28 protein-coding genes and 1 tRNA gene are annotated in these 25,608 nt (G+C 41.5%); 24 read left to right on the top strand and 5 right to left on the bottom strand.

Translation table 11 applies throughout. From position 1 onward, the window contains the following. Positions 1–68 precede the first annotated feature (68 nt). On the bottom strand, positions 69–647 hold the full coding sequence (locus tag OS173_RS04695) for a superoxide dismutase (RefSeq protein WP_267183119.1): 579 nt from the start codon (positions 645–647) through the stop codon (positions 69–71). A gap of 347 nt (positions 648–994) precedes the next feature. Here OS173_RS04695 and OS173_RS04690 point away from each other — a divergent pair, with 347 nt between their 5' ends. The 6 genes from OS173_RS04690 to OS173_RS04665 all read left to right on the top strand — a co-directional run bounded on the left by OS173_RS04690 (position 995) and on the right by OS173_RS04665 (position 7,119). After that, positions 995–2,374: a class II fumarate hydratase gene (locus tag OS173_RS04690; protein ID WP_267183118.1), complete on the top strand. Its 1,380-nt coding sequence runs from the start codon at positions 995–997 to the stop codon at positions 2,372–2,374. Position 2,375: 1 nt separating this feature from the next. Continuing rightward, complete coding sequence (locus OS173_RS04685) at positions 2,376–3,554, top strand: hypothetical protein (RefSeq protein WP_267183117.1); 1,179 nt, start codon at positions 2,376–2,378, stop codon at positions 3,552–3,554. 219 nt (positions 3,555–3,773) lie between these two features. Beyond that, positions 3,774–4,679, top strand: a complete 906-nt coding sequence (locus tag OS173_RS04680) for a sensor histidine kinase (protein ID WP_267183116.1) — start codon at positions 3,774–3,776, stop codon at positions 4,677–4,679. 14 nt (positions 4,680–4,693) lie between these two features. Next, complete coding sequence (locus tag OS173_RS04675) at positions 4,694–5,335, top strand: response regulator (protein ID WP_267183115.1); 642 nt, start codon at positions 4,694–4,696, stop codon at positions 5,333–5,335. A 12-nt stretch (positions 5,336–5,347) separates the two neighbouring features. Further along, the gene (gene miaE / locus OS173_RS04670) at positions 5,348–5,929 is read left to right on the top strand and encodes a tRNA-(ms[2]io[6]A)-hydroxylase (RefSeq protein ID WP_267183114.1); all 582 of its coding nucleotides are present in this window, start codon (positions 5,348–5,350) and stop codon (positions 5,927–5,929) included. 2 nt (positions 5,930–5,931) lie between these two features. After that, positions 5,932–7,119: a glycosyltransferase family protein gene (locus OS173_RS04665; RefSeq protein ID WP_267183113.1), complete on the top strand. Its 1,188-nt coding sequence runs from the start codon at positions 5,932–5,934 to the stop codon at positions 7,117–7,119. A gap of 73 nt (positions 7,120–7,192) precedes the next feature. Here OS173_RS04665 and OS173_RS04660 read toward each other — a convergent pair. The 4 genes from OS173_RS04660 to OS173_RS04645 form a co-directional block, all read right to left on the bottom strand. Beyond that, a tRNA-Ser gene (locus tag OS173_RS04660) sits at positions 7,193–7,283 on the bottom strand. A 625-nt stretch (positions 7,284–7,908) separates the two neighbouring features. Next, entirely contained in the window at positions 7,909–8,787 is an 879-nt protein-coding gene (locus OS173_RS04655; RefSeq protein ID WP_267183112.1) for a YitT family protein, read from the bottom strand. Between the two features lie 8 nt (positions 8,788–8,795). After that, positions 8,796–9,677, bottom strand: a complete 882-nt coding sequence (locus tag OS173_RS04650) for an acyl-CoA thioesterase (RefSeq protein WP_267183111.1) — start codon at positions 9,675–9,677, stop codon at positions 8,796–8,798. Further along, complete coding sequence (locus OS173_RS04645; protein ID WP_267183110.1) at positions 9,658–10,239, bottom strand: N-acetylmuramoyl-L-alanine amidase; 582 nt, start codon at positions 10,237–10,239, stop codon at positions 9,658–9,660. The genes OS173_RS04650 and OS173_RS04645 overlap by 20 nt, the downstream gene beginning before the upstream one ends. A 139-nt stretch (positions 10,240–10,378) precedes the next feature. Here OS173_RS04645 and OS173_RS04640 point away from each other — a divergent pair, with 139 nt between their 5' ends. From OS173_RS04640 to OS173_RS04555, 18 genes are all read left to right on the top strand, one after another. Further along, positions 10,379–10,885, top strand: coding sequence for a YceD family protein (locus OS173_RS04640; RefSeq protein ID WP_267183109.1), 507 nt, complete (start codon positions 10,379–10,381; stop codon positions 10,883–10,885). Positions 10,886–10,901: 16 nt separating this feature from the next. Further along, positions 10,902–11,093 (top strand): 50S ribosomal protein L32, encoded by a 192-nt coding sequence (gene rpmF, locus OS173_RS04635; RefSeq protein ID WP_267183108.1) that lies wholly within the window; start codon positions 10,902–10,904, stop codon positions 11,091–11,093. Positions 11,094–11,203: 110 nt separating this feature from the next. Then, positions 11,204–12,142, top strand: coding sequence for a phosphate acyltransferase (locus tag OS173_RS04630; protein WP_267183107.1), 939 nt, complete (start codon positions 11,204–11,206; stop codon positions 12,140–12,142). Between the two features lie 17 nt (positions 12,143–12,159). Beyond that, the gene (locus OS173_RS04625) at positions 12,160–13,131 is read left to right on the top strand and encodes a beta-ketoacyl-ACP synthase III (protein WP_323373169.1); all 972 of its coding nucleotides are present in this window, start codon (positions 12,160–12,162) and stop codon (positions 13,129–13,131) included. 44 nt (positions 13,132–13,175) lie between these two features. After that, on the top strand, positions 13,176–13,913 hold the full coding sequence (fabG, locus tag OS173_RS04620) for a 3-oxoacyl-ACP reductase FabG (protein ID WP_267183106.1): 738 nt from the start codon (positions 13,176–13,178) through the stop codon (positions 13,911–13,913). Positions 13,914–14,045: 132 nt separating this feature from the next. Further along, entirely contained in the window at positions 14,046–14,285 is a 240-nt protein-coding gene (gene acpP, locus OS173_RS04615; protein WP_267183105.1) for an acyl carrier protein, read from the top strand. A 92-nt stretch (positions 14,286–14,377) separates the two neighbouring features. Beyond that, positions 14,378–15,619: a beta-ketoacyl-ACP synthase II gene (fabF, locus tag OS173_RS04610; RefSeq protein ID WP_267183104.1), complete on the top strand. Its 1,242-nt coding sequence runs from the start codon at positions 14,378–14,380 to the stop codon at positions 15,617–15,619. Between the two features lie 83 nt (positions 15,620–15,702). Then, positions 15,703–17,013 carry a chorismate-binding protein gene (locus OS173_RS04605; protein WP_267183103.1) on the top strand — a complete coding sequence of 437 codons (1,311 nt, stop codon included), beginning with the start codon at positions 15,703–15,705 and terminating at the stop codon, positions 17,011–17,013. Further along, entirely contained in the window at positions 17,010–17,801 is a 792-nt protein-coding gene (pabC, locus tag OS173_RS04600; protein ID WP_267183102.1) for an aminodeoxychorismate lyase, read from the top strand. The genes OS173_RS04605 and pabC overlap by 4 nt, the downstream gene beginning before the upstream one ends. Then, positions 17,798–18,811 (top strand): endolytic transglycosylase MltG, encoded by a 1,014-nt coding sequence (gene mltG, locus OS173_RS04595; protein WP_267183101.1) that lies wholly within the window; start codon positions 17,798–17,800, stop codon positions 18,809–18,811. Before pabC ends, mltG begins: the two co-directional genes overlap by 4 nt. Next, entirely contained in the window at positions 18,801–19,433 is a 633-nt protein-coding gene (gene tmk, locus OS173_RS04590) for a dTMP kinase (RefSeq protein WP_267183100.1), read from the top strand. The genes mltG and tmk overlap by 11 nt, the downstream gene beginning before the upstream one ends. After that, positions 19,430–20,389, top strand: a complete 960-nt coding sequence (gene holB / locus OS173_RS04585; protein WP_267183099.1) for a DNA polymerase III subunit delta' — start codon at positions 19,430–19,432, stop codon at positions 20,387–20,389. The genes tmk and holB overlap by 4 nt, the downstream gene beginning before the upstream one ends. A 45-nt stretch (positions 20,390–20,434) precedes the next feature. Then, positions 20,435–20,791 (top strand): PilZ domain-containing protein, encoded by a 357-nt coding sequence (locus OS173_RS04580; protein ID WP_267183098.1) that lies wholly within the window; start codon positions 20,435–20,437, stop codon positions 20,789–20,791. A 7-nt stretch (positions 20,792–20,798) separates the two neighbouring features. Then, complete coding sequence (locus OS173_RS04575; RefSeq protein WP_267183097.1) at positions 20,799–21,293, top strand: hypothetical protein; 495 nt, start codon at positions 20,799–20,801, stop codon at positions 21,291–21,293. Next, the gene (locus tag OS173_RS04570; protein ID WP_267183096.1) at positions 21,280–23,823 is read left to right on the top strand and encodes a putative bifunctional diguanylate cyclase/phosphodiesterase; all 2,544 of its coding nucleotides are present in this window, start codon (positions 21,280–21,282) and stop codon (positions 23,821–23,823) included. Before OS173_RS04575 ends, OS173_RS04570 begins: the two co-directional genes overlap by 14 nt. 47 nt (positions 23,824–23,870) lie before the next feature. Continuing rightward, positions 23,871–24,506: an RNA polymerase sigma factor RpoE gene (gene rpoE, locus OS173_RS04565; RefSeq protein ID WP_456085697.1), complete on the top strand. Its 636-nt coding sequence runs from the start codon at positions 23,871–23,873 to the stop codon at positions 24,504–24,506. Then, on the top strand, positions 24,490–25,089 hold the full coding sequence (locus OS173_RS04560; protein WP_267183095.1) for a sigma-E factor negative regulatory protein: 600 nt from the start codon (positions 24,490–24,492) through the stop codon (positions 25,087–25,089). Before rpoE ends, OS173_RS04560 begins: the two co-directional genes overlap by 17 nt. Continuing rightward, positions 25,089–25,559 (top strand): SoxR reducing system RseC family protein, encoded by a 471-nt coding sequence (locus OS173_RS04555; protein WP_267183094.1) that lies wholly within the window; start codon positions 25,089–25,091, stop codon positions 25,557–25,559. Before OS173_RS04560 ends, OS173_RS04555 begins: the two co-directional genes overlap by 1 nt. Positions 25,560–25,608 lie beyond the last annotated feature (49 nt).

Genomic DNA, 25,608 nt, shown 5'->3' with positions numbered 1-25,608 from the left:
TTATTTGCAAACATTAAAAAAGCCAGTTCAGATGAAACCGGCTTTATGGTTTGTTTTGAGCTAAGTGTTTATTTTAAATTGTTAGCCACAAAATCCCAGTTAACAATGTTCCAGAAGTTCTTAATGTAGGCACCGCGGTCGTTGCGGGTATCAACGTAATAGGCATGTTCCCAAACATCACAGGTTAACAGAGGGTGGTAGCCATCGGTCATGGGGTTGCCGGCATTGAATGTGTTAACGATTTTTAGATCGCCGCCTTTGTCTTGTACCAGCCAGACCCAGCCAGAACCAAAGGTAGCTAATCCTGTTTCGTTGAATTTTTTAACAAAATCATCAAAGCTACCGAAGGCTTTTTTGATTTTATCGGCCAGTTCACCTTTAGGTTCGCCACCACCATCCGGAGAAAATCCATTAAAATAAAATGTGTGGTTCCAAATTTGTGCCGCATTGTTAAAAATACCGCCATCTGATTTAAGGATAATGTCTTCTAAGGACATATTTTCAAATTCAGTGCCTTTAATTAAATCATTAAGCTTATTCACATAGGCGTTATGGTGTTTACCATGATGGTAATTTAAGGTTTCTTCAGAAATATGGGGTGCCAATGCGTCTTTGGCATAGGGTAAATCAGGTAATTTAAAAGACATGGTATTCCTCCAAAGTTATGATATTAAAAGATTTAATGAGACCTGAGTATTAATCTGAAACCATTAAACTTGTGACAGCCCTCTTGGGCTTTCTGTTGGTTTTTACTCGATTCATGATTAATGCAAAGGAATCTTTATGACTTCCATTTAGTATATGGCCAAATAATTGCTTTAAAAGGTTTATTGTCTAAATTATGTCACACACTTTCGGGTTTTTAACACAGTTTTAATCTTTAGCTGTTTTTGAGGTCATTTGTTTGCCAATCAATCGTGTAATCGATTAATGGCATCGATTTATGAAGATATTTTGCTTATAATCGGCGCTTTCTTAAAATAACGAGTATGCAATGAGCGATTTTCGTATTGAAAAGGACAGCATGGGTGAACTTCAGGTTCCGGCTGATGCTTTATACGGTGCACAAACGCAACGTGCCGTTAATAATTTTCCGATGAGTGGTTTAACCATGCCGCCGGCGTTTATTAAAGCCCTGGGGCTGGTAAAAAAATCAGCGGCACAAGCCAATGAGGAATTGGGTTATTTGTCGCAGGTGAAAAGCGAAGCCATTCAACAGGCAGCGGATAAAGTGATAAGCGGCGAAATGGATCAACATTTTCCGATTGATGTTTTTCAAACCGGTTCCGGAACCAGTTCTAATATGAACTGTAATGAAGTCATTGCCCATTTGGCATCCACCGATGAACTAACGATACATCCCAATGATGATGTTAACATGGGGCAAAGTTCAAATGATGTGGTGCCCACCGCCATCGCTGTGAGTAATGCCTTGGATGTTACACAAAATTTGATTCCGGCCATGCATGGTTTTGTGGCGTCTTGTCAATCAAAAGCCAAACAATTGGATACCGTGGTGAAAACCGGACGCACACATTTAATGGATGCCATGCCGGTAACCTTTGGTCAGGAGCTCAATACTTGGTCCAGTACTGTGCAAAGTAATGTCGATCGCTTAACAGATAGTTTAAAACGGGTTTGTCAACTTCCTCAAGGCGGTACTGCTGTCGGAACGGGCATTAATGCCGATTCCCGGTTTGGTGAAATTTTTGCAACAAAAATGTCTGAATTGACCGGTTTAAACTTTACCAGTATGGCCAACAAATTTGATGGTATCAGTACGCAGGATAATATCGTTGAACTGTCCGGGCAACTTCGGGTGTTGGCGGTTACTTTGATGAAAATAGCCAATGATTTGCGTTGGATGAACTCAGGGCCACTGGCAGGAATTGGTGAAATCGAATTGCCAAGTTTACAACCGGGAAGCAGTATCATGCCGGGCAAAGTGAATCCGGTTATACCTGAAGCGGTTACCATGATTTGTGCTCAAGTGATAGGTAACGACAGTACTGTTACTGTCGCCGGTCAGTCAGGTAACTTTCAGTTAAATGTGATGCTGCCGGTGATAGTTTATAACACCTTACAAAGTATCGATATTTTAACCAGTGCATTACAACAAACAGCCAAACAATGTATTGATGGTTTCATAGTTAATCACGATAAAGTGTCTGAGAGTGTTGATAAAAACCCGATTTTAGTGACTGCTCTAAATCCGGTTATCGGTTATGAGTTAGGTGCCAAGATTGCTAAAAAAGCCTATCAGGAAAAGCGCTCGGTTATCGATGTCACCAAAGAAATGACTGATTTAAGCGAACAAGAAATTAAAGAAATATTAGACCCCATTAAATTGACCCGTGGTGGTTTGGAGAAATAACATGAAAAAAATATTACTATTGGCTTTATTTATAACGACCGGCTTGGCAGCTAAAGAACTACCTTCATGGGGTATGACTGAAGACCAATATAAAATGCCGAATTTTGTCACAAAAATGAAAAAAATTGGCGACCAAGCTGTGTCCAATGATTGGCTCCTGAAAATTACCGCACCCAGAGACTGGCACGGTAAAATCAGATCAGCTCTCAGTGATGGCGGTGCTAAAAACGTACAAATTAACTTTAAAGATTCTCTTTACAAAAGTATAGCCATTACGGCGACCCCGGGTATGGCGCTCAAATCAACCACCACAGAAGTTTCACAACCGGGTATTGTAAAGAAACAGGTTGTAATCGAAAAACCCGAGATGGATACTGAAATTGAAGCGCCGGAATTTGATAACAGCAGTTTCAAAACAGATGATTTACTAAAAGACATTGGTCAAATAGAGCTGGAATTACCCACCAATGGCCATACTGAAAAAAAATCAACTAAAGCCAAAGATTCACAGTCAGCTACGGTATCTGAAACCACAGTTGCTGAAGAAATTCGTGAACAGTCTGAAGCGTCAACACAACAAACTGAACAGGAGGCTCTCAAATCTGTGAGAGAAAACCTGAGAATGCGTTATGCACGAGGTAAAACAGTTGATAAGAATATTAATTATACCAACATCACTGAATCCGATGACTTATACGTTGATGGTGAAGTTGTTTTGGTTAAACGCTATGTTAACCGAGGTGTGGCGATTTATTATTGGATGGCCGAAGCCTATGATCCTGTTAAGCATCAGTTGATAGAAAAAGGCAGTGGTAAATATGTGAAATCAGCTACCTATACTGATGATTCAGTTAAAACAGCCACTCCAGCAACTGACACTGATGTTGCCACTAAACCAATGGATGCGCCAAATGATGATTTTTTTAATTTTGTGGCAGTGACTGATAATAATGATGTTCAAGATCAATTGCGTCGTGATTACATTCGTAATAAAGGTGTTAACAGCAGCCTTAAAGCATCCCAGTTAAAATCAAAAGATATTTTGTATGTATCCGGTCAGACTGTATTGGTAGAACGACCTTTGGGTAATTCCCGCAGCGCTTATTATTGGTTAGAGGGAGACACCGATATTCAACATGCCATAGAGCATAAAGGTCCGCAGAAATTTGTTCTTAAATAAGTGGGATATCGCTATTCTCATATTCAACTGATAAGACTGGCTGGGTTGATAATATGGCTCAGCCTGTCGGTTCCTTTAGTACTACATTATGAAGGAATAAGTAAACCGTTTTTGGTTTATGGTTTAGCGCACATAAGTTTCGGTCTGGTTTTTTGGCTGGCCACGCTGAACTTCAAAAATAGCCGTTATAATGCCAGCGGCTGGTTGGCGGTAATCTTAATGGTGTTTTTTGTGCTGGTCATCAATCACATGACCGATAGTGCCACCGGTATCTTTTATGCCTTGATTATCTCTGTTTTGTTACCTTGGTTATTCCCGGTGGCCATCAGTTTAGTGGTGTTGGCAGCTTATAACTTATTGATTGGTATCCAATTTGGTTATATCGGCGCAGAATTAAATAACCCGACATTTCAATATGTATTGTTTTTTGTCTACTTGGGTGTTTCTGTGTTTTCTTTTATTATTTCTTTGGTGGCCTTCAAACAGCAGCATGACAAAGAACAACTGAGGTTGTTAAATACCGAATTAAAAGCCACTCAGGTGTTATTGGCGGACAGCTCGCGAATCAGCGAACGGTTACGCATTTCACGTGAGTTGCACGATTTAGTGGGCCATCATTTAACGGCATTGACATTAAATTTGGAGGCAGCCAGTCATTTAACAGAAGGTAAACCACAGCGTTATGTGAAGAAGTCGCAATCCATTGCGCGACTTTTGTTGGCAGATGTAAGAGAAGTTGTGGGTCAATTTAGACAAAGCGGCACCCTTAATCTTGGCCAAGCCATTAATGAACTGTTGTCGGATTTGCCGGGTTTAAAGGTTAATAAAGACATCCCGGAAAATTTATTGGTGGAAGACCCCAGACTGGCACAAACCATATTGCGCTGTACTCAGGAATTGATTACCAATGTCTTAAAACATGCAAAAGCACATCAATTATGGGTTAAGCTATCCTCGCAAGAGGATCAATTATTACTGACAGTTAAAGATGATGGTCGTGGTCTTGGTAATAAAGAGTTTGGCAATGGCTTAACTGGCATTCAAGAGCGGGTGGCTATTATGAATGGCACATTTGAAATAAGTGATCAACAGGGCGCGTGCGTGCGTCTAACCTTTCCGATATAAACGGGAGTATTCTTATGATAAAAGTATTATTGGTTGATGACCAAAACTTAGTGAGACAAGGGGTTCAAGCCTTATTGGAATTGGCCGATGAAATTGAAGTTATTGGTGAAGCAAAAAATGGTCAGGAAGCCGTAAAATTAATCCCTGAACTATTGCCGGATGTGGTTTTATTGGATATGCGGATGCCCGGCATGTCAGGATTAGATGTACTGCACGAGTTGGCTAAAAGTAACCAATTGCCACCAACCATCATTTTAACCACTTTTGACGATGAGGAATTAATTCTCGCCGGTGTTAAAGCCGGTGCCAAAGGTTATTTATTGAAAGATGTGCCTTTAGAAGAACTGGTGGATGGTATTAAACAAGTGGCGGCCGGTAAAACCATTGTCCGACCACAAATCACTGAAAAATTTATGCAGCATGTGGAAGGTTTAAAGAATGACTTCATGAGTTTAGAGCGGCCAGATCCTTTAACTAATCGAGAAACTGAAATTTTGCGATTAATGGCCGGTGGTTACAGTAATAAAGAAATCGCCAACTCAATTTTTGTGGCCGAAGGAACGGTCAAAAACCATGTTTCTAATATTTTATCGAAACTGGGTGTCAGGGATCGCACCCGAGCAGTTCTAAAAGCCTTAGAGCTTGGATTAATTTAATTATTTAACAGTATGAACAATGAATTTGAATTGCGGGCCAACACATCTTCTGAATGGGTAAAAGTGGCCTTATCTGATTTTGATGCCTTTTTAAAAGACCACGCCGCCTGTGAACGCAAAGCGGCGGCCCTGGCGATGTCGATGGTGCAGCATTATCCGGATAAACCGGATTTGATTCGCGGCATGATTGATTTGGCGATGGAAGAAATGGCCCATTTTCGAGAAGTCATTAAAATTATGCTGGCTAAGGGGTTGCAACAGGATAATGATGAAAAAGACCCATATATCAAAGCCTTATTAAAACATATGGGCAAAGGTAAAAAAGCCTATCTATTAGACCGTTTATTGATTTTTAGTATTGTTGAAAAACGCGGGCATGAACGTTTTCATTTAATCGGTGAAGCCCTTGAAGAGGCTAAACTGAAAGACTTTTATCAACGTTTGGCCCGTGCAGAATATCGACATTACACCTTATTCATGGATTTAGCTCTGCAGTACTTTGATGAAGACGTTGTGAGGGCGCGATTGGATGAACTGTTGGATGCTGAAGCTGAGATAATTAAAAACTTACCGCTAAGAGCCGCCGTTCACTAACGGTGGAATCCTCCGTTCAGTCTTACCTTGCTAACTACGGACATGCCGTTGATTTGCCGAGTAACTGTAACCAAGATTGGCATCATGTGCTAATCGTACCCATTTGTGGCGAGGTTTCTGAAAGTTTGCAACAACTTACCGAGGCTATTAAAGATCAGCGTTATTTAATCATCGCTTGTATTAATCGTCCGCATAATCACCCGAAAAGCCACCAATGGCGACAAGCTAATCAAGGCTTAATCACAGAATGGTGTCAACAAGCCCAAACCGTCAAACCGCTGACACAAGGCTATTTCTTGTCATTTGCAGCTTATGATGTGTGGTTGCTTAATTATAATGATCAACCTTTTCATCACAATCAAGGCGTTGGTTTAGCCCGAAAAATAGCCGCGGACTCCGCTCTGAAATTGATTCACTCTGGTGTTGTCAAAAGTCCTTGGATTTACAGCACCGATGCGGATGTGAAATTGCCGGCTAACTACTTTTCAGTGACTGACAATGCGGCTAATTACGTGGCTTTAAGTTTGCCGTTTCAGCATATAACGGATACTACTGAGCTAAAACATTTACAAGCGCTGTATGATTTTAAATTGGCTTATTATCAACAAGCGATGCGCTATATCGGTACGGTTTACGATTATGTTCCATTGGGTAGTTGTTTGGTTATCGCGGCTGAAGCCTATGCCAAGGTGCGGGGGTTTCCGGTTCGAAGCGGCGGTGAGGATTTTTACCTGTTGAATAAGTTGGCCAAAATAGGGAAGATCGCTCAGCCTAAAAAGCCCATTATTCAAATACAAGCCAGGTTTTCAGAACGTGTTCCCTTTGGAACCGGCCCCGGATTGTTGAAAATAAAAGAATCCGCTTCACCAATACATTTTTATCACCCACTAATATTCGTTGAAATAAAAACCTGGTATCAACAACTGTGTGATTTTTTTAAAAGTCAAAGAATTCCGGATAATCAAGTTATCAATGATTTTTGGGATATCGAACCGCTGATTGAAAAGACCCTAAAACAAACCAAAACAAATGACCGCTGGCAACAGTTTGTATTGGAGTGGTTTGATGCCTTTAGGATTTTAAAAACGGTGCATGCGTTGGAGGCGGAATTTCCGAGATTGGGGCTTGAAGAATTAAGAGAGCTGGCGTTTTTTCGTGCGATGACTAAAGGGTTGCTGGTGCCGGAATAGGATGGTCAAATCGCATCAGATGCTCGATCTCTCGAACAGTCAATTCAATAAGCTGCCTTTGGCAGAAATTTAATGGCGGTGAGAGAGGGATTCGAACCCTCGATAAGCTATTAACCTATACACACTTTCCAGGCGTGCTCCTTCAACCACTCGGACACCTCACCGCAAGGGTTGTGGATTTTACCTGTTTTCGATGGTAAATGGAACAGTGATTGTTAAATGTTAGGGCTTTTGATTTGAGACTTGTTACAATTTAGTCAATTCAAGTTTTTTTGACTGTCAGTGTAAACGTTATTAAGGGAGTTTTCCTTGATGAACTATGAAAGTTATGTCGAGAGAGATGGATCAAATACGTCCTGTATTTGCCCCTTCGGGCGCCTGCGGCGTCAATTTTTGTTCCTGACAAAAATTTCGAACCCTCGATAAGCTATTAACCTATACACAGGCTAAGGTGAAAATTCATCGCTTCTTAAATCCTCCGGATTTAAACCGCAATGATTTTTGATGTTATTGTCTAAACGACCCCCAGGCGTGCTCCTTCAACCACTCGGACACCTCACCGCAAGGGTTGTGGATTTTACCTGTTTTCGATGGTAAATGGAACAGTGATTATTAAATGAAAGGTGATTTGGTTTTTAAGTTTGTGTTGTTGGGTGTTATTAGTGTGAATTTTGCATTGATGGTCAGGCGACACCTGGCGTTCTACTACAACCATTCTGATAAAAGGTTGTCGGTATGGTTTTAAGATTATGGTGAACTTTATTTATTCGAATGACTTAGTATACCTATTTACGGCGTATTTTTTAAGCCTTCACGCAGACGGCTGTTTCCCAACACTTCAGAAGCTTCAATGACCACCATAATGGCTTCGGGATCAATGGTTTTAACCAGTTTTCTTAATGCCGGCAGGCGACGGGCGTGAACCACCACAAACAGTATTTGTTTGTTTTGTTGTTGATCAAAACTGGTGCCCGGCAGCAAGGTGCCGTCGCGGTGTAGTTGTTGCTGAATGGCTTGACTAATGGCTTGATATTGGTCGGAGACGATATGAACAATTTTTTCACTTACCGCACCGGTTAATAATTTATCAATGACCTGAGCAGTGACATATATACTTATCATGCTCCAGAGTAGTTGCTCCATATTACGAAAAATAAAGCCCACTGCCATCAATATCATTAAGTCCATAAACAAAACTGTTTGAGCCGGTCTGATACTGGTATATTGACTCAAAATACGTGCCACAATGGAGGTGCCGCCGGCAGAGGCTTGGGCTTTAAGCACCAAAGCAATGCCGATACCGGCTAAAATCCCGCCGTAAAGCGTGGAGAGTAATAAGCTGTGCAATTCCGGAAAGGGTACAAAAGCTGCTGTCACATCGACTAAAACTGCGGTGATTATCATGGTAATAATACTTCGAATGGCAAAGCCTAAATCAACAAAATGAAAACCGGCAATAAGTAATGGAATGTTGACCAATAACATGGCCACACCCATTGAGATATCGCTGAGGAAATAGATGATCATGGCTAAGCCAGGGGTGCCACCTGTGATGATTTTTGCAGGTACCAAAAACAGGGAAATAGCGACCGCCATAAGTGCCGATCCAAGCAAAATTTTGAGCAGGTTTTTTGTTTCTTCAATCCAGTTAATTCGCTGACTAATCATAATGGGTGTTACCTGGCTTTAGTTTTATCCCACATGCGCATCAATCCTTGTTGTGCGGTAGAAGCCACCAACTGACCGTTTATATCAAACACATGGCCGGTGGCAAACCCACGGGCTTCTGAGGCACTTGGGCTGTCACAATCGTAAAGTAGCCAGTCATCAATTTTCAAAGGTCGATGAAACCACATGGCATGATCCAAGCTGGCAAATTGTAATCGTGAATCTAGGTAAGAAATGCCGTGGGGCAGAGTAGCGGTCGATACCAGATGATAATCTGAAACAAAGGTCAGTAAAGTCCGGTGTATCACTTGATCATCGGGTAGGGGTGATCGCGCTCGAAACCAAATACGTTTAATGGGTTCTTTCGGAGTTTCATCAAAAGGGTCCACATCATTAACAAATCGAAACTCAAAGGGACCTTGGGTGGTTAAAGTACGGCGCATTCTTGGTGAAAGTTGACGTATTTTATCAATCGGTATTAAGGTTTTTTCAGTGAGTTCATCGGGGCCCGGCACATCCGGCATGTGTGTTTGATGTTCAAAACCGGTTTCGTGTTTTTGAAATGAGCATGACATAATTAAGATGGCCTTACCATTTTGAATCGCGGATATTCTGCGGTTACTAAAAGTTCGACCGTCTCGTACCCGCTCTACCTCAAAAATAACCGGTTTTTCACAATCCCCTTCACGGAGAAAATAAGCATGTAAAGAATGGACCTCATGATTGTTTGTGGTTAAGTAGGCAGCTTTTAAAGATTGAGCCAGTACTTGCCCGCCAAAAATACGTCCGGTACCAATGTCCAGAGATTGACCTCGAAATAAATTAACTTCTAAAATTTCTAAATCAAAATAATGCAGAAGTTTTATAATATCATTTTGTTGTTTTGTCATAATTTTTGGCATGTGTTCCAATATTAATTAAACGGGTATTTTCCATCACAGTTTGCCACGGAAATAATGGGCCCGGATCAATCTTTCGTGCCACGGTTAAACGGCTATCATTATCCGCAGTGACTCGACTTTGATCTAAATCCTCATGGCCAACAATATGTTTTAAATTGGGCAGTTCTCGACTCAGATGGCTAATAAGCTTAATCAGTGCGTTGATTTGAGAGTTGGGGTAGCGTTCGCTGGGTATTTGGTGCCTACTGTGATACCAGTGAGGAAAACGACCTAAATTCACCAATTCGATACCAATACTATTTTGGTTATGGTCTTGTACATGATGCGCTATCCGATCTAAGCTTACCCATTGTTGCGTGCTACCATCGCGGTCGATGTAAAAATGGCCACTGTTACCGGTGCCACTGGGGTACAGGATTTTTTCACCAAATTCGCGGGCAGTGGATAAGTCCGGTAATTCAGTGCAATGAATTACCAATAAATCAATACTTGATAGCGGTCGTTGTGTTAATAGTTGCTCGTAAGCTAACTTTTGTTGAATAAGTTTCACGCCGCAAGTGGTTTAAAAACACAGTATTTTAGCAAAATTGTTCATAAAGTGACATAATAACCAGGCTTGTACTTGGCTGATGTAAAATTTTGTTTTAGAATTTGCAATAACGTTTAAAAACCTTTAGAATCCGCCCGCTATGGCTCAGTCACTTCCAGAATCCATTGATTTAAATGCTGCGGTTAGAAACCGCTGGCAGTTTTCAGGTCAAATCAAATTAGCTGATTTGCAAAGAATGCCGCACGAGTTGTTGCATAGCGAAGACTCGTTGATTGATTATGACATTCAGTTTTACGCTTCTCAAGCAGTGTTAGGTGAAGCCCTTATTAAGGTTAAAGGCCAACTTGAATTAATCTGCCAACGCAGTTTGGAGCCTTTTACTTATGACATTGAAAAACAAAGCACAGTGGGTTTTATCAGTGAAGTGGAAGATGAAGATAAGTTGCCGCCGGATGTGTTAGCCACTTGGGTTGAAGATATGTTGGTTGATCCGCAGGCACTGATAGAAGATGAAATTTTATTGTTGATTCCGGATTATCCCAATAAGGCCGGAGCAGAATTAGACAGCAAATACCTCAGCGATGGCTCTGAGGAAGCGGAAAGCGAAGATGATAATCCGTTTTCCGTTTTAAAAGATTTAAAATAAATTTGGAGAACCTAAAATGGCAGTACAAAAAAGTCGAGTAACCCCCTCTAAAAGAGGCATGCGTCGCGGTCATGATAAACTAAAAACCCGCGCTTTATCCGTTGAAGCTGAAACCGGTGAAACACATTTGCGTCACCACGTCAGCCCTGAAGGTTTTTACCGCGGTAAAGAAGTCATTCAATTTGAAACAGTGGTTGTTGACGAATAATTGATTGACCGACTGTGGCTTTATGAGTCATCTTTAGAGGCTCATCACAGGCAAAAATCATTTAAGGGCGAATCATCGATTTGCCCTTTTTCATTTTGGGTGACGAATAAGTGGCTTCTATAGCGATTGATCTAATGGGTGGTGATGCTCCGGTTTCGCAGCGTTTTGATGCGACGCTTAAATTTGCCAGGAAAAACCCGGGTATAGTTGTTTTGGTGTTTATGACTGAATCATTTGCACACCATATTAAAAAATACGCCAATCGAATGCCTGATAATTGGGTGACTGAAGTCTGTGCCACACATATCGCTATGTCCGAAAGCCCGTTAGCGGCACTTCGAAACAAACAAGACAGTAGCTTATCGCTTTCTGTTAAGGCGCTTAAAGAAAAACGTGCAGATGCGGCGTTATCAGCCGGCAACACCGGTGCTTTAGTGGCATTTTCAAAACATTGGTTAAAGTTAATCAGCCCCATAGATCGTCCTGCTTTAGCCACATTATTGCCAGGAAAACCGAAACCAACCTTATTGCTTGATGTAGGTGCGAGTTTGGAATACCGCGCACAAGATTTTCTTAATTTAGCTGAGCTTGGCGTGCAAATGGCACCGCGATTGATAGCCGGTTTAAAAAATCCTGAAGTGGCTTTACTGAATGTTGGCACAGAACATATAAAAGGCCATGACACCATTCAGCAGGCTGATAGATTGTTACAGCAGTCAAACCTTAATTATGGTGGCTTTTGTGAAGGCAGTGATTTGTTCAATGGCCGCCATGATGTTATATGTTGTGACGGATTTGTCGGTAATATCACTTTAAAAGCCTGTGAAGGGCTCATCAAAAATCTGCAACACAAAAATTCTACTTTCAATTGGCGACGATGGATACCGGGAATAAATACTGTTAAATTGAATCCGGCTCAATATAATGGTGCCTTGTTGCTTGGCTTAGATGGTTTGATTATAAAATCACATGGCCATTCAGATGCGGTGGCTTTTTACCATGCATTACAACGAACCGCTGATTATATAAGCACCTTTAAGAATCAATAATAATCAAGAGACCACGCATGAGAATTTATTCAAGAATAAAAAGTACCGGCAGTGCTTTGCCCGAAAAGATATTAACCAATGCCGATTTAGAAAAAATTGTGGATACCGATGATCAATGGATTAAAGATCGCACCGGCATTGAACAACGGCATGTGGTGGTAGATGGTGAAACCACCTCTACCTTAGCAATCCAAGCGGCCAAACAAGCGCTAAAACGGGCGGGTATGTCGGCAGATGAACTTGATTTGATTGTGGTCGGTACCACCACCCCCGATTTGGTTTTTCCAAGCACCGCCTGTTTAATTCAAAAACAGCTGGGTTGTCCGGGCATCACGGCCTTTGATGTCAACGCGGCCTGTAGCGGTTCAATTTATGCCTTAGGTGTTGCGGATAAGTTTATTCAATCGGGTCAACATAAAAAAGCTTTGGTGATTGGTGCCGAAACACTCACCCGTATGGTCGATTGGACAGATCGATCAACCTGTGTATTATTCGGTGATGGTGCCAGTGCCATTATTTTGGAATCATCACAAGAACCCGGTGTTTTATCGACGCATTTGCATGCCGATGGTTCCCATGATGACTTGTTGAATGCCACAGTTGGGGTTTCTGCCGGTTTAAAAAATGCACCTAATGGTGGCTTAAAAATTCGTATGAAAGGCAATGAGGTCTTCAAAACCGCGGTTCTCACCTTAGGGAAAATTGTCACCGAGACATTAAAAGCCAATAACATGAAGAAAAGTGATGTGGATTGGTTAATACCGCATCAAGCCAATTTACGCATCATAAAAGCCACGGCTAAAAAGCTAAATATGAGCATGGAACAAGTGATTGTTACCGTTCATAAACATGGTAACACGTCTGCTGCCTCTGTGGGTTTGGCTTTGGATGAAGCGGTCAGTACAGGCAAAATAAAACGCGGAGAGGTGTTGTTGTTAGAAGCTTTTGGTGGTGGTTTTACCTGGGGCTCGGCTTTAATTAAGTATTGATTTAACAGGTTTCTGATAAGTTTTATTCAATTTTGGAGTTTAGTATGAAATTAGATCAACAAGTGGTTTTAGTCACCGGAGCCAGCCGTGGTATTGGTCAAGCCATCGCAAAAACCTTAGCTGAAGCCGGTGCCATTGTAATTGGTACAGCCACCAGTGAGCAGGGCGCACAAGCCATCAGCGATTATTTAGCCGAGCACAATGGCCAAGGTCGGGTACTGGATGTGACCAGTGATGACAGTGTGCAACAGCTCGTCGATGATTTAAAAAATACGGTGGGCATGCCACAGATTTTGGTGAATAATGCGGGCATCACCGAAGACAAATTATTATTAAGAATGTCAATCACTGACTGGCAGCGGGTATTGGATACTAATTTGTCGGCCATTTACCGCATGAGTAAAGCATTTATCCGAGGTATGATGAAAGCCCGCAATGGTCGCATAATAAATATTGGTTCAGTCATTGGCTCTATGGGTAATGCCGGCCAGAGTAACTATGCAGCCGCCAAAGCCGGATTGATTGGTTTCTCAAAAGCCTTGGCTCAAGAAGTGGGCGGGCGTGGGATTACAGTTAATGTGGTGGCGCCGGGTTATATTCAAACCGATATGACCGCTGATTTACCGGAAGATCAGAAAACCGCTTTACTTGAAAAAATCCCGCTACAAAAGCTTGGTGAGACCGAAGACATCGCACAAACCGTACTGTTTTTAGCTGCAGATTCAGGTCGTTACATCACCGGAGAAACCATACATGTCAATGGTGGCATGTATATGAATTAAGAAGTACAAATAACAATGGCTGAAACGGACGTTTGATATAAATATCCTTTTTAGCGTTTCGAGGCGCATTTATTGGTGGAAAAATCGGTAAAGCTTGCATACAATAGTCCTTTTGACACAGGTAATGAACACATGAGTGACATTGAAAATAAAGTAAAAGATATTGTTGTTGAGCAGTTGGATCTTGATGTCAGTGCATCAGAGTTGAATAACAGCGCTTCATTTGTGGATGATTTAGGTGCTGACTCATTGGATACGGTTGAGTTGGTGATGGCTTTAGAGGAAGAATTTGAGTGTGAAATTCCTGAAGAAGATGCTGAGAAAATCACCACCGTGCAACAAGCCATTGACTATGTAACTGCTAACGTTTAAATATAAATTGTTTGATGGTTTAGAATTTAATTAAAGCCGCGTTTCACGTGGCTTTTTATTTGCGGGTAATTTAAGTTTTCATGGGGACTGATATGCAAAAACGTCGAGTCGTGGTAACCGGTATGGGAATTGTGTCGCCGGTGGGTAATCAACTGGCAACAGCGTGGGATAATATTCTCAAAGGTGTGAGCGGTATTGGGGCCATCACCCATTTTGATACCACTGACTTTACCGCTAAAATTGCCGGTGAAGTGAAAGATTTTGATGTGTCTGATTATTTATCGGCCAAAGAATCAAAAAAAATGGATCCGTTCATTCATTATGCCATGGCGGCCGGTATCGATGCTTTTGAAGATGCGAAGTTGCAAGTCACTGAAAATAATGCGGAACGTATTGGTGTCTATATAGGTGCCGGTATTGGTGGGATTTTAGGTATTCAAGAAACCACGGAAACATGGTTGAATAAAGGACCAAGACGGATTTCACCATTTTTTATTCCGAGCACCATTATTAATATGGCGTCCGGAAATTTAAGCATTAAATATGGTTTAAAAGGCCCTAATTTGGCCATGGTATCAGCCTGTAGCTCGGCCACCCACAGCATTGGTATGGCGTATCGCAGCATTCAGTATGGTGATGCCGATGTCATGATATGCGGAGGTGCCGAGTACGCATCAACCCCCATTGCCATTGGTGGCTTTTCACAATCAAAAGCCTTATCAACCCGTAATGATGAACCAGATAAAGCATCACGGCCCTGGGATCAGGAGCGTGATGGTTTTGTATTAGGAGATGGTGCCGGCGTATTGGTACTCGAAACTTTAGAACATGCCCAAGCCCGAGGCGCCCGAATTTATGCTGAAATAGTTGGTTTTGGTATGAGTTCCGATGCCCATCACATGACAGCACCGTCACCTGGAGGAGAAGGTGCAGCGCGCTGTATGGTTAATGCCGTTAAAGATTCAGGTCTGGATTTGCAGGATTTCGATTACATTAACGCCCATGGCACTTCAACACCTCAAGGTGATGTCGGTGAAAGTGATGCCATTAAAACGGCTTTTGGATCACATGCCTATAATTTGGCAGTCAGTTCCACAAAATCCATGACCGGCCACTTATTAGGTGCTGCAGGTGGTATTGAGGCCATCTTTAGTATTTTAGCCATTCGTGATCAGATCTTACCGCCCACCATAAATTTAGATAATCCTGATCCTGCCTGTGATTTGGACTACGTACCGCATAAAGCCAAGTCAGCCAATATAAATGCGGTCATGTCGAACTCTTTTGGTTTTGGTGGTACTAACGGCTCCATCGTTTTTAAAAGAATCCCTTGAATTAATCGTACATCATGTTAAAAAGTTTAAAAATTCATTTTTCCATAGATGTAGATTTCTTCAAAGGACTCTTAAAAGAATGAATGACTAAATCACCTGCGTCGATGATTAAGACGCTTGATTATCAACCGTCATTAATTAAGCTGGCAGCGGCTGATAAAACATTTTTTCCGGGTTTATTGGAAAGCCAGGTGGGCGTTGGAAAAAATGCCCGTTATGATATTTTATTTGCTGAGCCGCAAGAAACCTTACTGGCTAAAAATCATAAAGAGCTAAATCATTTGCTGTCTGCAGTAGATAATCAGCCCGCTCAGCAAACACAGCCACTGCCATTTGAGCGAGGTTGGTTGGTGTACCTATCCTATGAGGCGGTCAATTGTTGGCAACCAAAATTATCACCACTCACTGAAAAACAGCTGTTGGCAGCCGCCATCCGGTGTGCCGGAGCCATAGTCATCGATCACGCCACCAACAAAACCTTTTTGTGTGGCGAAACCCAACAGGTCATTAAGAATATTGAACAACGCTTAACCGACTATGCTGACTATCAACTGCAGCATAATCATTTTAGATTTGAGCGGGTTGAATCTGGGCAAATTTTTCAGCATGGTATTAAAAAGTGTCAACAATACATTCTTCAAGGTGATATTTATCAGGCTAATTTATCCCGTCGTTGGCATTACCACAGTGATGACACTGATATCAATGCCGCCAGTTTATTTTCACGCCTTAAAAAAACCAATCCCGCACCTTTTGCAGGTTTATTCCAATACCATGACTGGGCCATTATCAGCTCATCACCGGAACGTTTATTTGATATTGCTGAAGGTATGGTGAGTACCCGGCCAATTGCCGGTACCCATCCGCGCGGCCATGATGTTGATGCTGATCAATTACAAATTAAGCATCTTATCTCTGATGATAAAGAGCAAGCGGAACATATTATGCTGGTTGACTTAGAGCGTAATGACATCGGCCAAGTCAGTGTTCCGGGAACAGTCGACGTGAATGAGCTGATGGTGGTAGAAAGCTATCCTCATGTACACCACATTGTGTCCAATGTTCAAGGTAAGTTGCACTCTGATGTCATGATATCTGATGTCATTAAAGCGTTATTTCCGGGTGGTACCATCACCGGATGTCCTAAAATACGCTGTATGCAAATTATCGCTGAAATTGAACAGCGGCCACGTGGTGTCTATACTGGCAGTATCGGCTACATCAGTCACCGTGGTCAAGCTGATTTTAATATCCTCATCCGCAGTTTATCTCTTCAAGGGCAATCTCTGCAATTTAATGCCGGTGCTGGTATTGTTTATGATTCAGATCCCATTAAAGAAACCGAAGAAACTGAACACAAAGCAGAGGGCATGATTCGGGCCTTGGTATCATGATTTTAGCCAGTTCCTTTGATACCAATGACATTAAAATGTGGCAAAACCGTGGCTTCATGTATGGTGATGGTGTCTTTGAAACCATGCGCTGCGTCAATCAAAAGGTGCCATTATGTACTTGGCATCAACAACGCTTATTACAATCATTAAAATACCTGAAAATTGAACCGCCGGATATGGAGTTCATCAAACATATTATTAAAGAACAACTGAGTGAGCCTGATGCAGTACTCCGGTTGACTGTGTTTCGACGGCAAGCTGAGCGCGGTTATCAGCCCCTTAGTCGCCATTGTGATTGGTTGTTGAGTCAATATCCGTTCCAGCAAAAACAGCGACCACTCACATTGACCATAGCAAAACAACGGCTGTCACCACAACCACTGCTTAAAGGCATGAAACATTTAAATCGACTACCACAAGTGCTTATTGCCCGTGAACTCAATGATAATGATGCCGATGACTTATTGGTGCTTAATCAGCAGGATGAAGTGATAGAAACCACTTGTCAAAATCTACTTATTATTAAAGACAATCAGGTATTTACACCTGATATGCAAGATTGCGGTGTGGAAGGTGTTGCTTTGGCGTGGTTAAAACAACACATAATCATAAAAACACAAATCCTCCGACTAAATGACATTAAAAACGCGGATGGGATAATAACTGCCAATGCAGTTCATGGCTTTCGACAGGTTAAAACCATTGAAACTTTGGGTAGTTTTCAGTTAAATCATTTAATTTACGATAGAATATCCAAACTTTGGCAGCAACAAATTAATTTGATATGAAATCAATTTTTCTTAAAACAATGGCAGTGCTTGTCTTGGTTATTTTGTTGTTGGCTGCTGTGATCTATTATCGTTATGAGCAATTTCTTCAAACGCCTGTTTTTAGCGCTGAGGAAACCCGACTTGAAATACAGCCTGGTAACTATTACAGCCAGTTGATTAATCAAATTAAAAACAAAAACGGTGCAGGTGCTCAATGGCAATGGCAACTGCTGGGTCGTTGGCATGGCTACCAAAGTCAAATTAAAAGTGGTGAATATGCGTTCTCGAATCATGACACCCCGCGCAGCCTGTTGGATGCCATCGCTGCTAATCGAGTCATTAGTTATTCATGGACCATTGTTGAAGGTCAAACATGGCAACAAATACAGCAACAACTATCGCAATTAAACCTGCAAAAGCGTTTACTTGCGGATAAGACAGAAGCACAGATTATTGAGATGTTATCAATAGATGCGCCAGCCATGGAAGGTCAACTGTTACCTGAGACTTATCAATATACCGCACAGGATTCAGACTTGGTATTATTAAAAAGAGCACACAAGTCTTTACAACGTGTTCTACAAGAGTCCTGGGTTAATCGACAATCTGAATTAGCGTTACAAACACCTTATGAAATGCTCATTATGGCTTCCATAATCGAAAAGGAAACCGCGGTGGCCTCTGAACGAAATATCATATCAGGTGTCTTTAACCGGCGTTTAAAAAAGAATATGCGACTACAAACTGACCCCACAGTTATTTATGGCGTCGGGGATGCTTACGCCGGAGATATCACGTACAAACATCTGCGAACTGATACTCCTTATAACACCTATACACGACACGGCTTACCGCCTACACCAATCGCGATGGCCGGTGCCGATTCGATTTATGCGGCCGGTCAACCCAATCAAGGTAATGAGTTGTTTTTTGTTGCCAGTGGTGATGGTGGTCATGTGTTCAGCGAAACATACGTACAACATCAACAAGCGGTTAACAACTATTTAAAGAGGCACCATGACAATTAAAGCCCGCTTTATCACATTAGAAGGTTCTGAAGGTGCTGGTAAAACCACTGCCTTAAATACCATTAAAAATCAATTAGAACAGTGGCAAGTTCCTTATATCGTGACCCGTGAACCCGGCGGAGAGCCCAGTGCTGAACTAATTCGAGATATTTTATTACATACAGAACACCTGGAGCCCCTGACTGAGCTGTTGTTAATGTTTGCAGCTCGCAATGAACATGTGAAAAAAGTGATTCATCCAAGTTTAGATCAAGGTACCTGGGTTATATCTGATCGTTTTGTCGATGCCAGTTTTGCTTATCAGGGTTTTGGACGGGGTATTGATTTGGACTTTATTGGACAATTGGATCGGTTAACAGTTGGTGACACTCAACCCGATTTAACCTTGTGGTTGGATGTGGACCCCGATATTGGTTTAAAGCGGGCTTCTGACCGATCAGAAAAAGACCGCATTGAACAAGAAAACGATGCTTTTTTTAAGCGTATTCAAAGCGGTTATGCCCACCGTCAGGCCGCTGATCCAGATCGCATTAAACGCATTGACGCCAACTTATCTGTGTCAGCCGTTCAAGAACAAATTGCTCATTTAATTGAGACTTATGATTATTGGATGAAACCATGATTTACCCGTGGTTACAGCCGGCTTTGGATCATTGGCATAAACAACTGGCTGACGGCCGACAACCTCAAGCGATGATTATTCATGGTCTTGAGGGCATTGGTAAGACGATTATGAGCCAAGCCATTGTGGCTGAGTTACTGTGCCGCAAACCGCAACCTGAACCGTGTGGCGCGTGTCAGAGTTGTCGTATTTTCGCGTCCGGTCAGCATCCGGATTTGATGTCGGTAGAAGCAGAAAAGAACCTAATTAAAGTGGCTGCAATTCGATCACTGGTTGGCTTTTTTACCGCCACTGCTCACAGTGCACCCCATAAAGTTGCTGTTATTAAACAGGCTGATAAAATGAACCTGGCTGCGGCCAATGCGCTGCTTAAAGTATTGGAGGAGCCGCCTGCTGGCAGCCTTCTGATTTTAGAAACCGACCGCATGCATCATTTGTTGCCGACCATTCGATCTCGTTGTGTGCAGTTAAGACTGACATGTGATGCTTCTCAGTATGACGTCGTCAAACAATGGTTACAGCAACGTATTTCAAATGTACCATCACAACAAATAGCGCAGTTATTAGCAATCAGTCCGGGACGTCCCTTGTTGGTGGCAGCTATGGCTCAGGAAGATATGGCTTCACAAATTGAGTCACATTTAAATGAATTATTGGCGTATTTAACAGATCAAAAGTCTTTGGTGATGGTATCTAATTACCTTGAGCAAAATGTGGACAGCCAACAATGGCAACTGTTGCAAGCAATTTTCTTACACTGGATTAAGGCTAAATATGGTGGTGATGATATGAAACTGGCATGGCCACATGCGATGCAACAATGGTTACAATCGCAATCCAAACCCGAAGACTTGATATTAAAAATTTGCCAATTAATTAATACGATTATGGTAAACTTAAATAACCAAACCAAGACGCGGTTATTAATTGAATCGATGTTAGTCGAAGTTAAATAAACCGCCAATTTTTGGAATGTTTTACACACACAGAGGTTAGCAATTATGGCATTTTCAGCCGGTATGGCCAAAAAAGGCATATTGTCACTTAATATCCAGGGTGCCGCGCAATTACATCAACACTACATGCCTTTTATCGATAATGGCGGTTTGTTTGTTAAAACCAATAAAAATTATCAAATGGGTGATGAAGTGTTTCTGATTTTGACTTTAGATGATGACGAGCGTATGCCGGTCACTGGTAAGGTTGTTTGGTTAACACCTAAAGGAGCACAAGGTTCCCGCGATCAAGGCATCGGTATTCAGTTCAATGACAACAGCGATATGGATACCATAAAAACTAAAATTCACAGCATATTAGCGCCTTATAATGGGCAAGATATCGCATCCTTAACGCTGTGATGGTGAAATGACTGATTTATTAAACGGTCATGAGTTATCCCGTCTTGAAGAAGAAATTCGACAAACTGATCAAGTATTATACGTACAAAAAAATAACATTAATGGCCTCAACAATAGTTTGAAATCCATCACCCTTAAAACCGGTTGGGCGGTTTATGTCTGGGAAAATACGCGTGGATTAGTGAATATTAAAAGTTCAGAGCCGCCGCCACCAAGAACGAACCAATTTAAAGATGCTGTAAAGTTTGCATTAGCGCGTAAACATTTTTCAGTGTTTGTGTTTCCGGTTTTGGATAAAGAAAGTTGGTTACAATGTAAAATATTTTTTAATGAAAATAAACTGGAGTCAATACATCCGGTGAAGTTTTTATTTATATTGCCCCATGACAAAAACCATTCCTTTTTCCAGGACAAAGCCCATAAAGTGACTTTTGATACCGGCCTTGATGGTAACTTCGTGCTACGTGATGGCCGCTGGGTGAGTGCTGATGAGCTCACTTAATAGACGCATTGTCATTGCCTGTTCAGATAAGCAGGATAGGCTGAAATTCTTTAATTTTTTTGATGCGCTTAATGTTGAGAAAATTCTCACAGCCAGTGATTTACACCAAATGATGGAGTTGTTGGCATCAGTTAATGCCGCCATCGATGTTTTGGCCGTGGAGGTATCGAGCCAATGGATTAAAAGTACACAACAATTAGAACAGTTGCGTCATCAATATCCTGAGTTGAAAATCATTGGCTTGGTGAGTGACGATGTTCGATTCAATTTCACAGAGTATCAACAAATTAAACGTTGGGCGGCTAAATTGGTCTATTCACCGCTTAGTGCTAATCAACTGGTGCCTGCCACGGAATTATTATTGGCAGAGCCGCACACTGACAGTGAGCTGGACAGTTATATAAACGGCGCGTTTCAGGCCGGCAGTATTCCATTAATTTTAGTGCACGCTAAAAGCCATAAAATTGTGCAGGTTAATGAATCTTTCTTAAAGCAATTTAATATTTATAAGGACAAAATTGTCGGCCAAAAATGGTCGCAGTATCTGGCACAAGAACAACAGAAAAAAACAAACCAATATCAGTCCCACTTAAACGAAACAGGCCGTTTAGAAATTCAATCGAGGTGGTCAATTAATGCGCAGTCATTTCCGGTAAAATTGTGCGCATTTTATCTCAGTTTTAATGGTGTACCTTATTATTTGCTTGAACTGCATGACCAAAGTGATCATGTGTTTAGACAAAAAATGCTGTATTTCTTAGATAAAATTAAAGCCATCGACTTTGTGTCCAAGCGTTCTGAGGAATTATTAAAGCAAATCATCACTTGGGCCGGATTTGATTTTTGTTTTATGCTCACAAAAACCAAAGGTGAACGTTACAATAAAATCATATTTGATCATTCAACCGGAAATCAAGCCAAGCATTTTGTTGAAAGTCGCCATGATTTTATATTCAGAAAGCTGAAAAGTATGTCCATACTGTCATTACATGAAGATGCGAGTAAGCATATTCCGGCTGATGATTTTATCACCGCCAACAATGTTCAGTCGATTATGGTTTTCAACTGTCGTGTCAATAAACAACACCAGGCCATATTGGTGTTAGGTGGATCACGAACCTATGAGCGTTGGAACCAGTTAAAATTATTATTCAGTAAATTAGTTGAACATTACCGTGCAAGTATGGCTTTCAAATTATTAAAGCACTCGCATGAGTCAGAAAGCCAATATGATGTATTGACCAATTTATTAAATCGTCGATATATTATTAAGCATATAGAGAAGTCCATTGAACAAGCGGCGAGGACCAAGCAGTCACTGGCAGTAATCTTTTTGGATTTAGATCGATTTAAAGTAATTAATGATTCTTTGGGTCATGATGTCGGTGATCAGGTTCTGGTTAATGTGGCAAATATTCTCAATGAGCATGTTCAGGGTTATGGGGTGGCAGCCCGTTATGCCGGTGATGAGTTTTTAATGTTACTGAATCGTCATGTGGATTTGGATACCATTAAAAAAGTCGCTAACGATATTCTAAAATCAGTGGCCCAGCCCGTTATTTTAGATGACGGCAGTGAAATCAAGCTGACCATATCTTTAGGTATTGCTGTCTATCCAGATCATGGAAAGATGGTGAATTCTTTGATTAAGCATGCCGATGTGGCTTTGTATGACGCTAAATTAAATGGCAAGAATCAATATTCTATTTACCGAATAGAGCTGGATGGAGAGCAAGCCAAACAAAGCGAAGAGATGGTAAAAAATTTAGAAAACGCCATTGATTCGGATGAAATTGAAGTCTATTATCAGCCCAAAATTGATGCTAAGTCAGAAGATATTATTGGGTTTGAAGCGTTGGTCAGGTGGCAACACCCGGAATTGGGTATTATCAGTCCCGGTTTGTTTATTCCACTGGCAGAACAGTCAGGCTTAATTCATAAAATTGGTTTATTGGTGATTGAAAAAGCCGCTCGTTGTTTAAAGAAATGGCAAACTAATTACCAGTTGCCGTTAACCATGTCAGTCAACTTGTCCCCGATACAGCTGAATGACAATCGCTTAATTGACCGTATTCGTTATGTGATTAATCAAACAGATATCCAGCCAAAATATTTGGATTTTGAAATCACTGAAAGTGAGAAATTTAAAAGCGTTAAAGATGCGCTTGTTATGTTTAAACGTATTGTCGAACTTGGATGTACATTATCCATAGATGATTTTGGTACCGGCCATTCGACTTTGGATTATTTGCGTAAAATTCCAGCAAAAACCCTTAAAATTGACCAGGTGTTTGTTAAAAACATTGGTTTAAGCCCTGACGATGAAGCGATACTGGATGCCACCATAGATATGGCTAAGCGGGTGGGGCATGTAATTGTGGCCGAGGGCGTTGAAACCGAAAGCCAACGTCAGTATTTAACCAATAAAGGCTGTGATTATTTTCAAGGTTATTTATTCTGTCGTCCTTTACCACCAAACAAAATTGAGCAAATTCTTGATCAGCGGGCACAAATCTTAAAAAATCATTAAAGATAATGAACTTATTCATACAGTAATGAGTCCAACCAGGCACATGAATGAAGCAAGACGATAACAAAAAAATGTCCGAAAAAACCCTCGATGCAGAATTGGTAGAACAGGCCAAACAAGGGCATATGCCAGCCTTTGAGATGTTGGTTAATCGTTACCAGCAACGGGTCGCTAATGTCATTGCGAAATTAGTGAAAGATCGCAGTGAAATAGAAGACGTTGCACAGGAAGTGTTTATTAAAGTTTTTCGTGCATTACCAAGATTTCGCGGTGACAGTTCTTTTTATACATGGGTCTATCGGATAGCCATCAATACCGCCAAAAATCATTTGGTTGCTAAATCAAGACGCATCCAAAATAGCCAATTAGAATATGAAGAAGCGGAATCATTTGGCAGTAATGAAGACCATCGGAACTTAGATACGCCGGATGCGGTCTATGCCCGTGGAGAACTTGAACAGGTGATGACCAAGGCCATTAGTCAACTTCCGGAAGACCTTAAAACGGCGATTATTCTGCGAGAAGTGGATGGTTTGAGTTATGAAGAGATTGCTGAAGAAATGGCATGTCCCATCGGTACTGTTCGATCACGGATTTTTCGGGCCCGTGATGCCATTGACCAAGCCCTAAGACCCTTATTAGACAGAGAGCACAATAGTAAAGACCATGTCAGATCAATCTAAACAAAATATATCAGAATTAATGGATGGTGAGTTATCCCGTGATTGCAGTCGCTTTTTATTAAAGCGGATGAACCATGATGATAAGTTCCGACAAAGCTGGAATCATTACCACATTTTGCGTTCTGCTGTGCAACAAGACGGCCAAGCGCCGTTGATGCTTGATTTGGGGAGTCGGGTGGTACAGCAGTTACAACGAGAATCAGTACCGGAAGCGCGTACATTAAAGCAAAATCGAAGTTGGGTAAAAGCCATCACCGGATCAGCCATTGCTGCGTCAGTGGCATTAATCGCTGTGTTGTCATTTAATCAGAATGACATCACATCGAATGGCCTTGATGTCATGGTGCCCGAATATGCCAAAACCGCAAAGCAATTGATTAACCCGCCTAATGCCGTCACCGCACGGGTTGAGGAAAGACAGCGTTACACCCGCTATCCCGATTTAACGCCACAGGTGCAACATTACATTATGGACAAAAACACCCAAACGGTGGTGCCGATATACTACCGTGTACAACAAGTTGGGAATCCATTGCCGGTTCAACAAACTATTCAGAATCAATATAACCGTTATACGGACTGATGATACGTTGGGCCACCATTGTGGCGAAGTCGCCACAATGGGTGGATTTAAAACTTATTCAACAATCACCTTGTCAGGGGTGCACGGGCCAGTGTCACCGGCCGCTGTTTAAACTGTTTTCTGTTCAAGAAAATAGTTTTCGCGTATACAAAAACCATTCAAATCTTAAATTAAATAACAGTCAGTTGTTATTTGGAGATGACTCGCACGGCCGCCAAGTCGGTCAGCAAGTCGGTTTGCAAATCCAGGACAGTGACGTTTTGGCCGGTGGTTTTCAGTTTTACGTGGTGCCTCTGTTGGCCATTATTGTTGCCATGATATGTGGACATTTTTTGGCTGTCATAATGCACCAACCGCAGGACCTTTTTGCTTTTTTAGGTTTTGTTTTGGCATTGATATGGATTTTGTTTCGCTATCGAATGAAGCGCCAGTCAAAAACAGTAACCCTGCCAAAAGTAACTATTTTATAAATGAGAGTGCTTTATGGGCACTTGTCTTTTAAAAATCAGTCTATAGATT

This window comes from Marinicella gelatinilytica (assembly GCF_026410405.1).
In the GTDB taxonomy this organism is placed as follows: domain Bacteria; phylum Pseudomonadota; class Gammaproteobacteria; order Xanthomonadales; family Marinicellaceae; genus Marinicella; species Marinicella gelatinilytica.
Note: the sequence above shows the minus strand (reverse complement) of the source record. Positions and strands in the feature narration are given on the sequence as shown.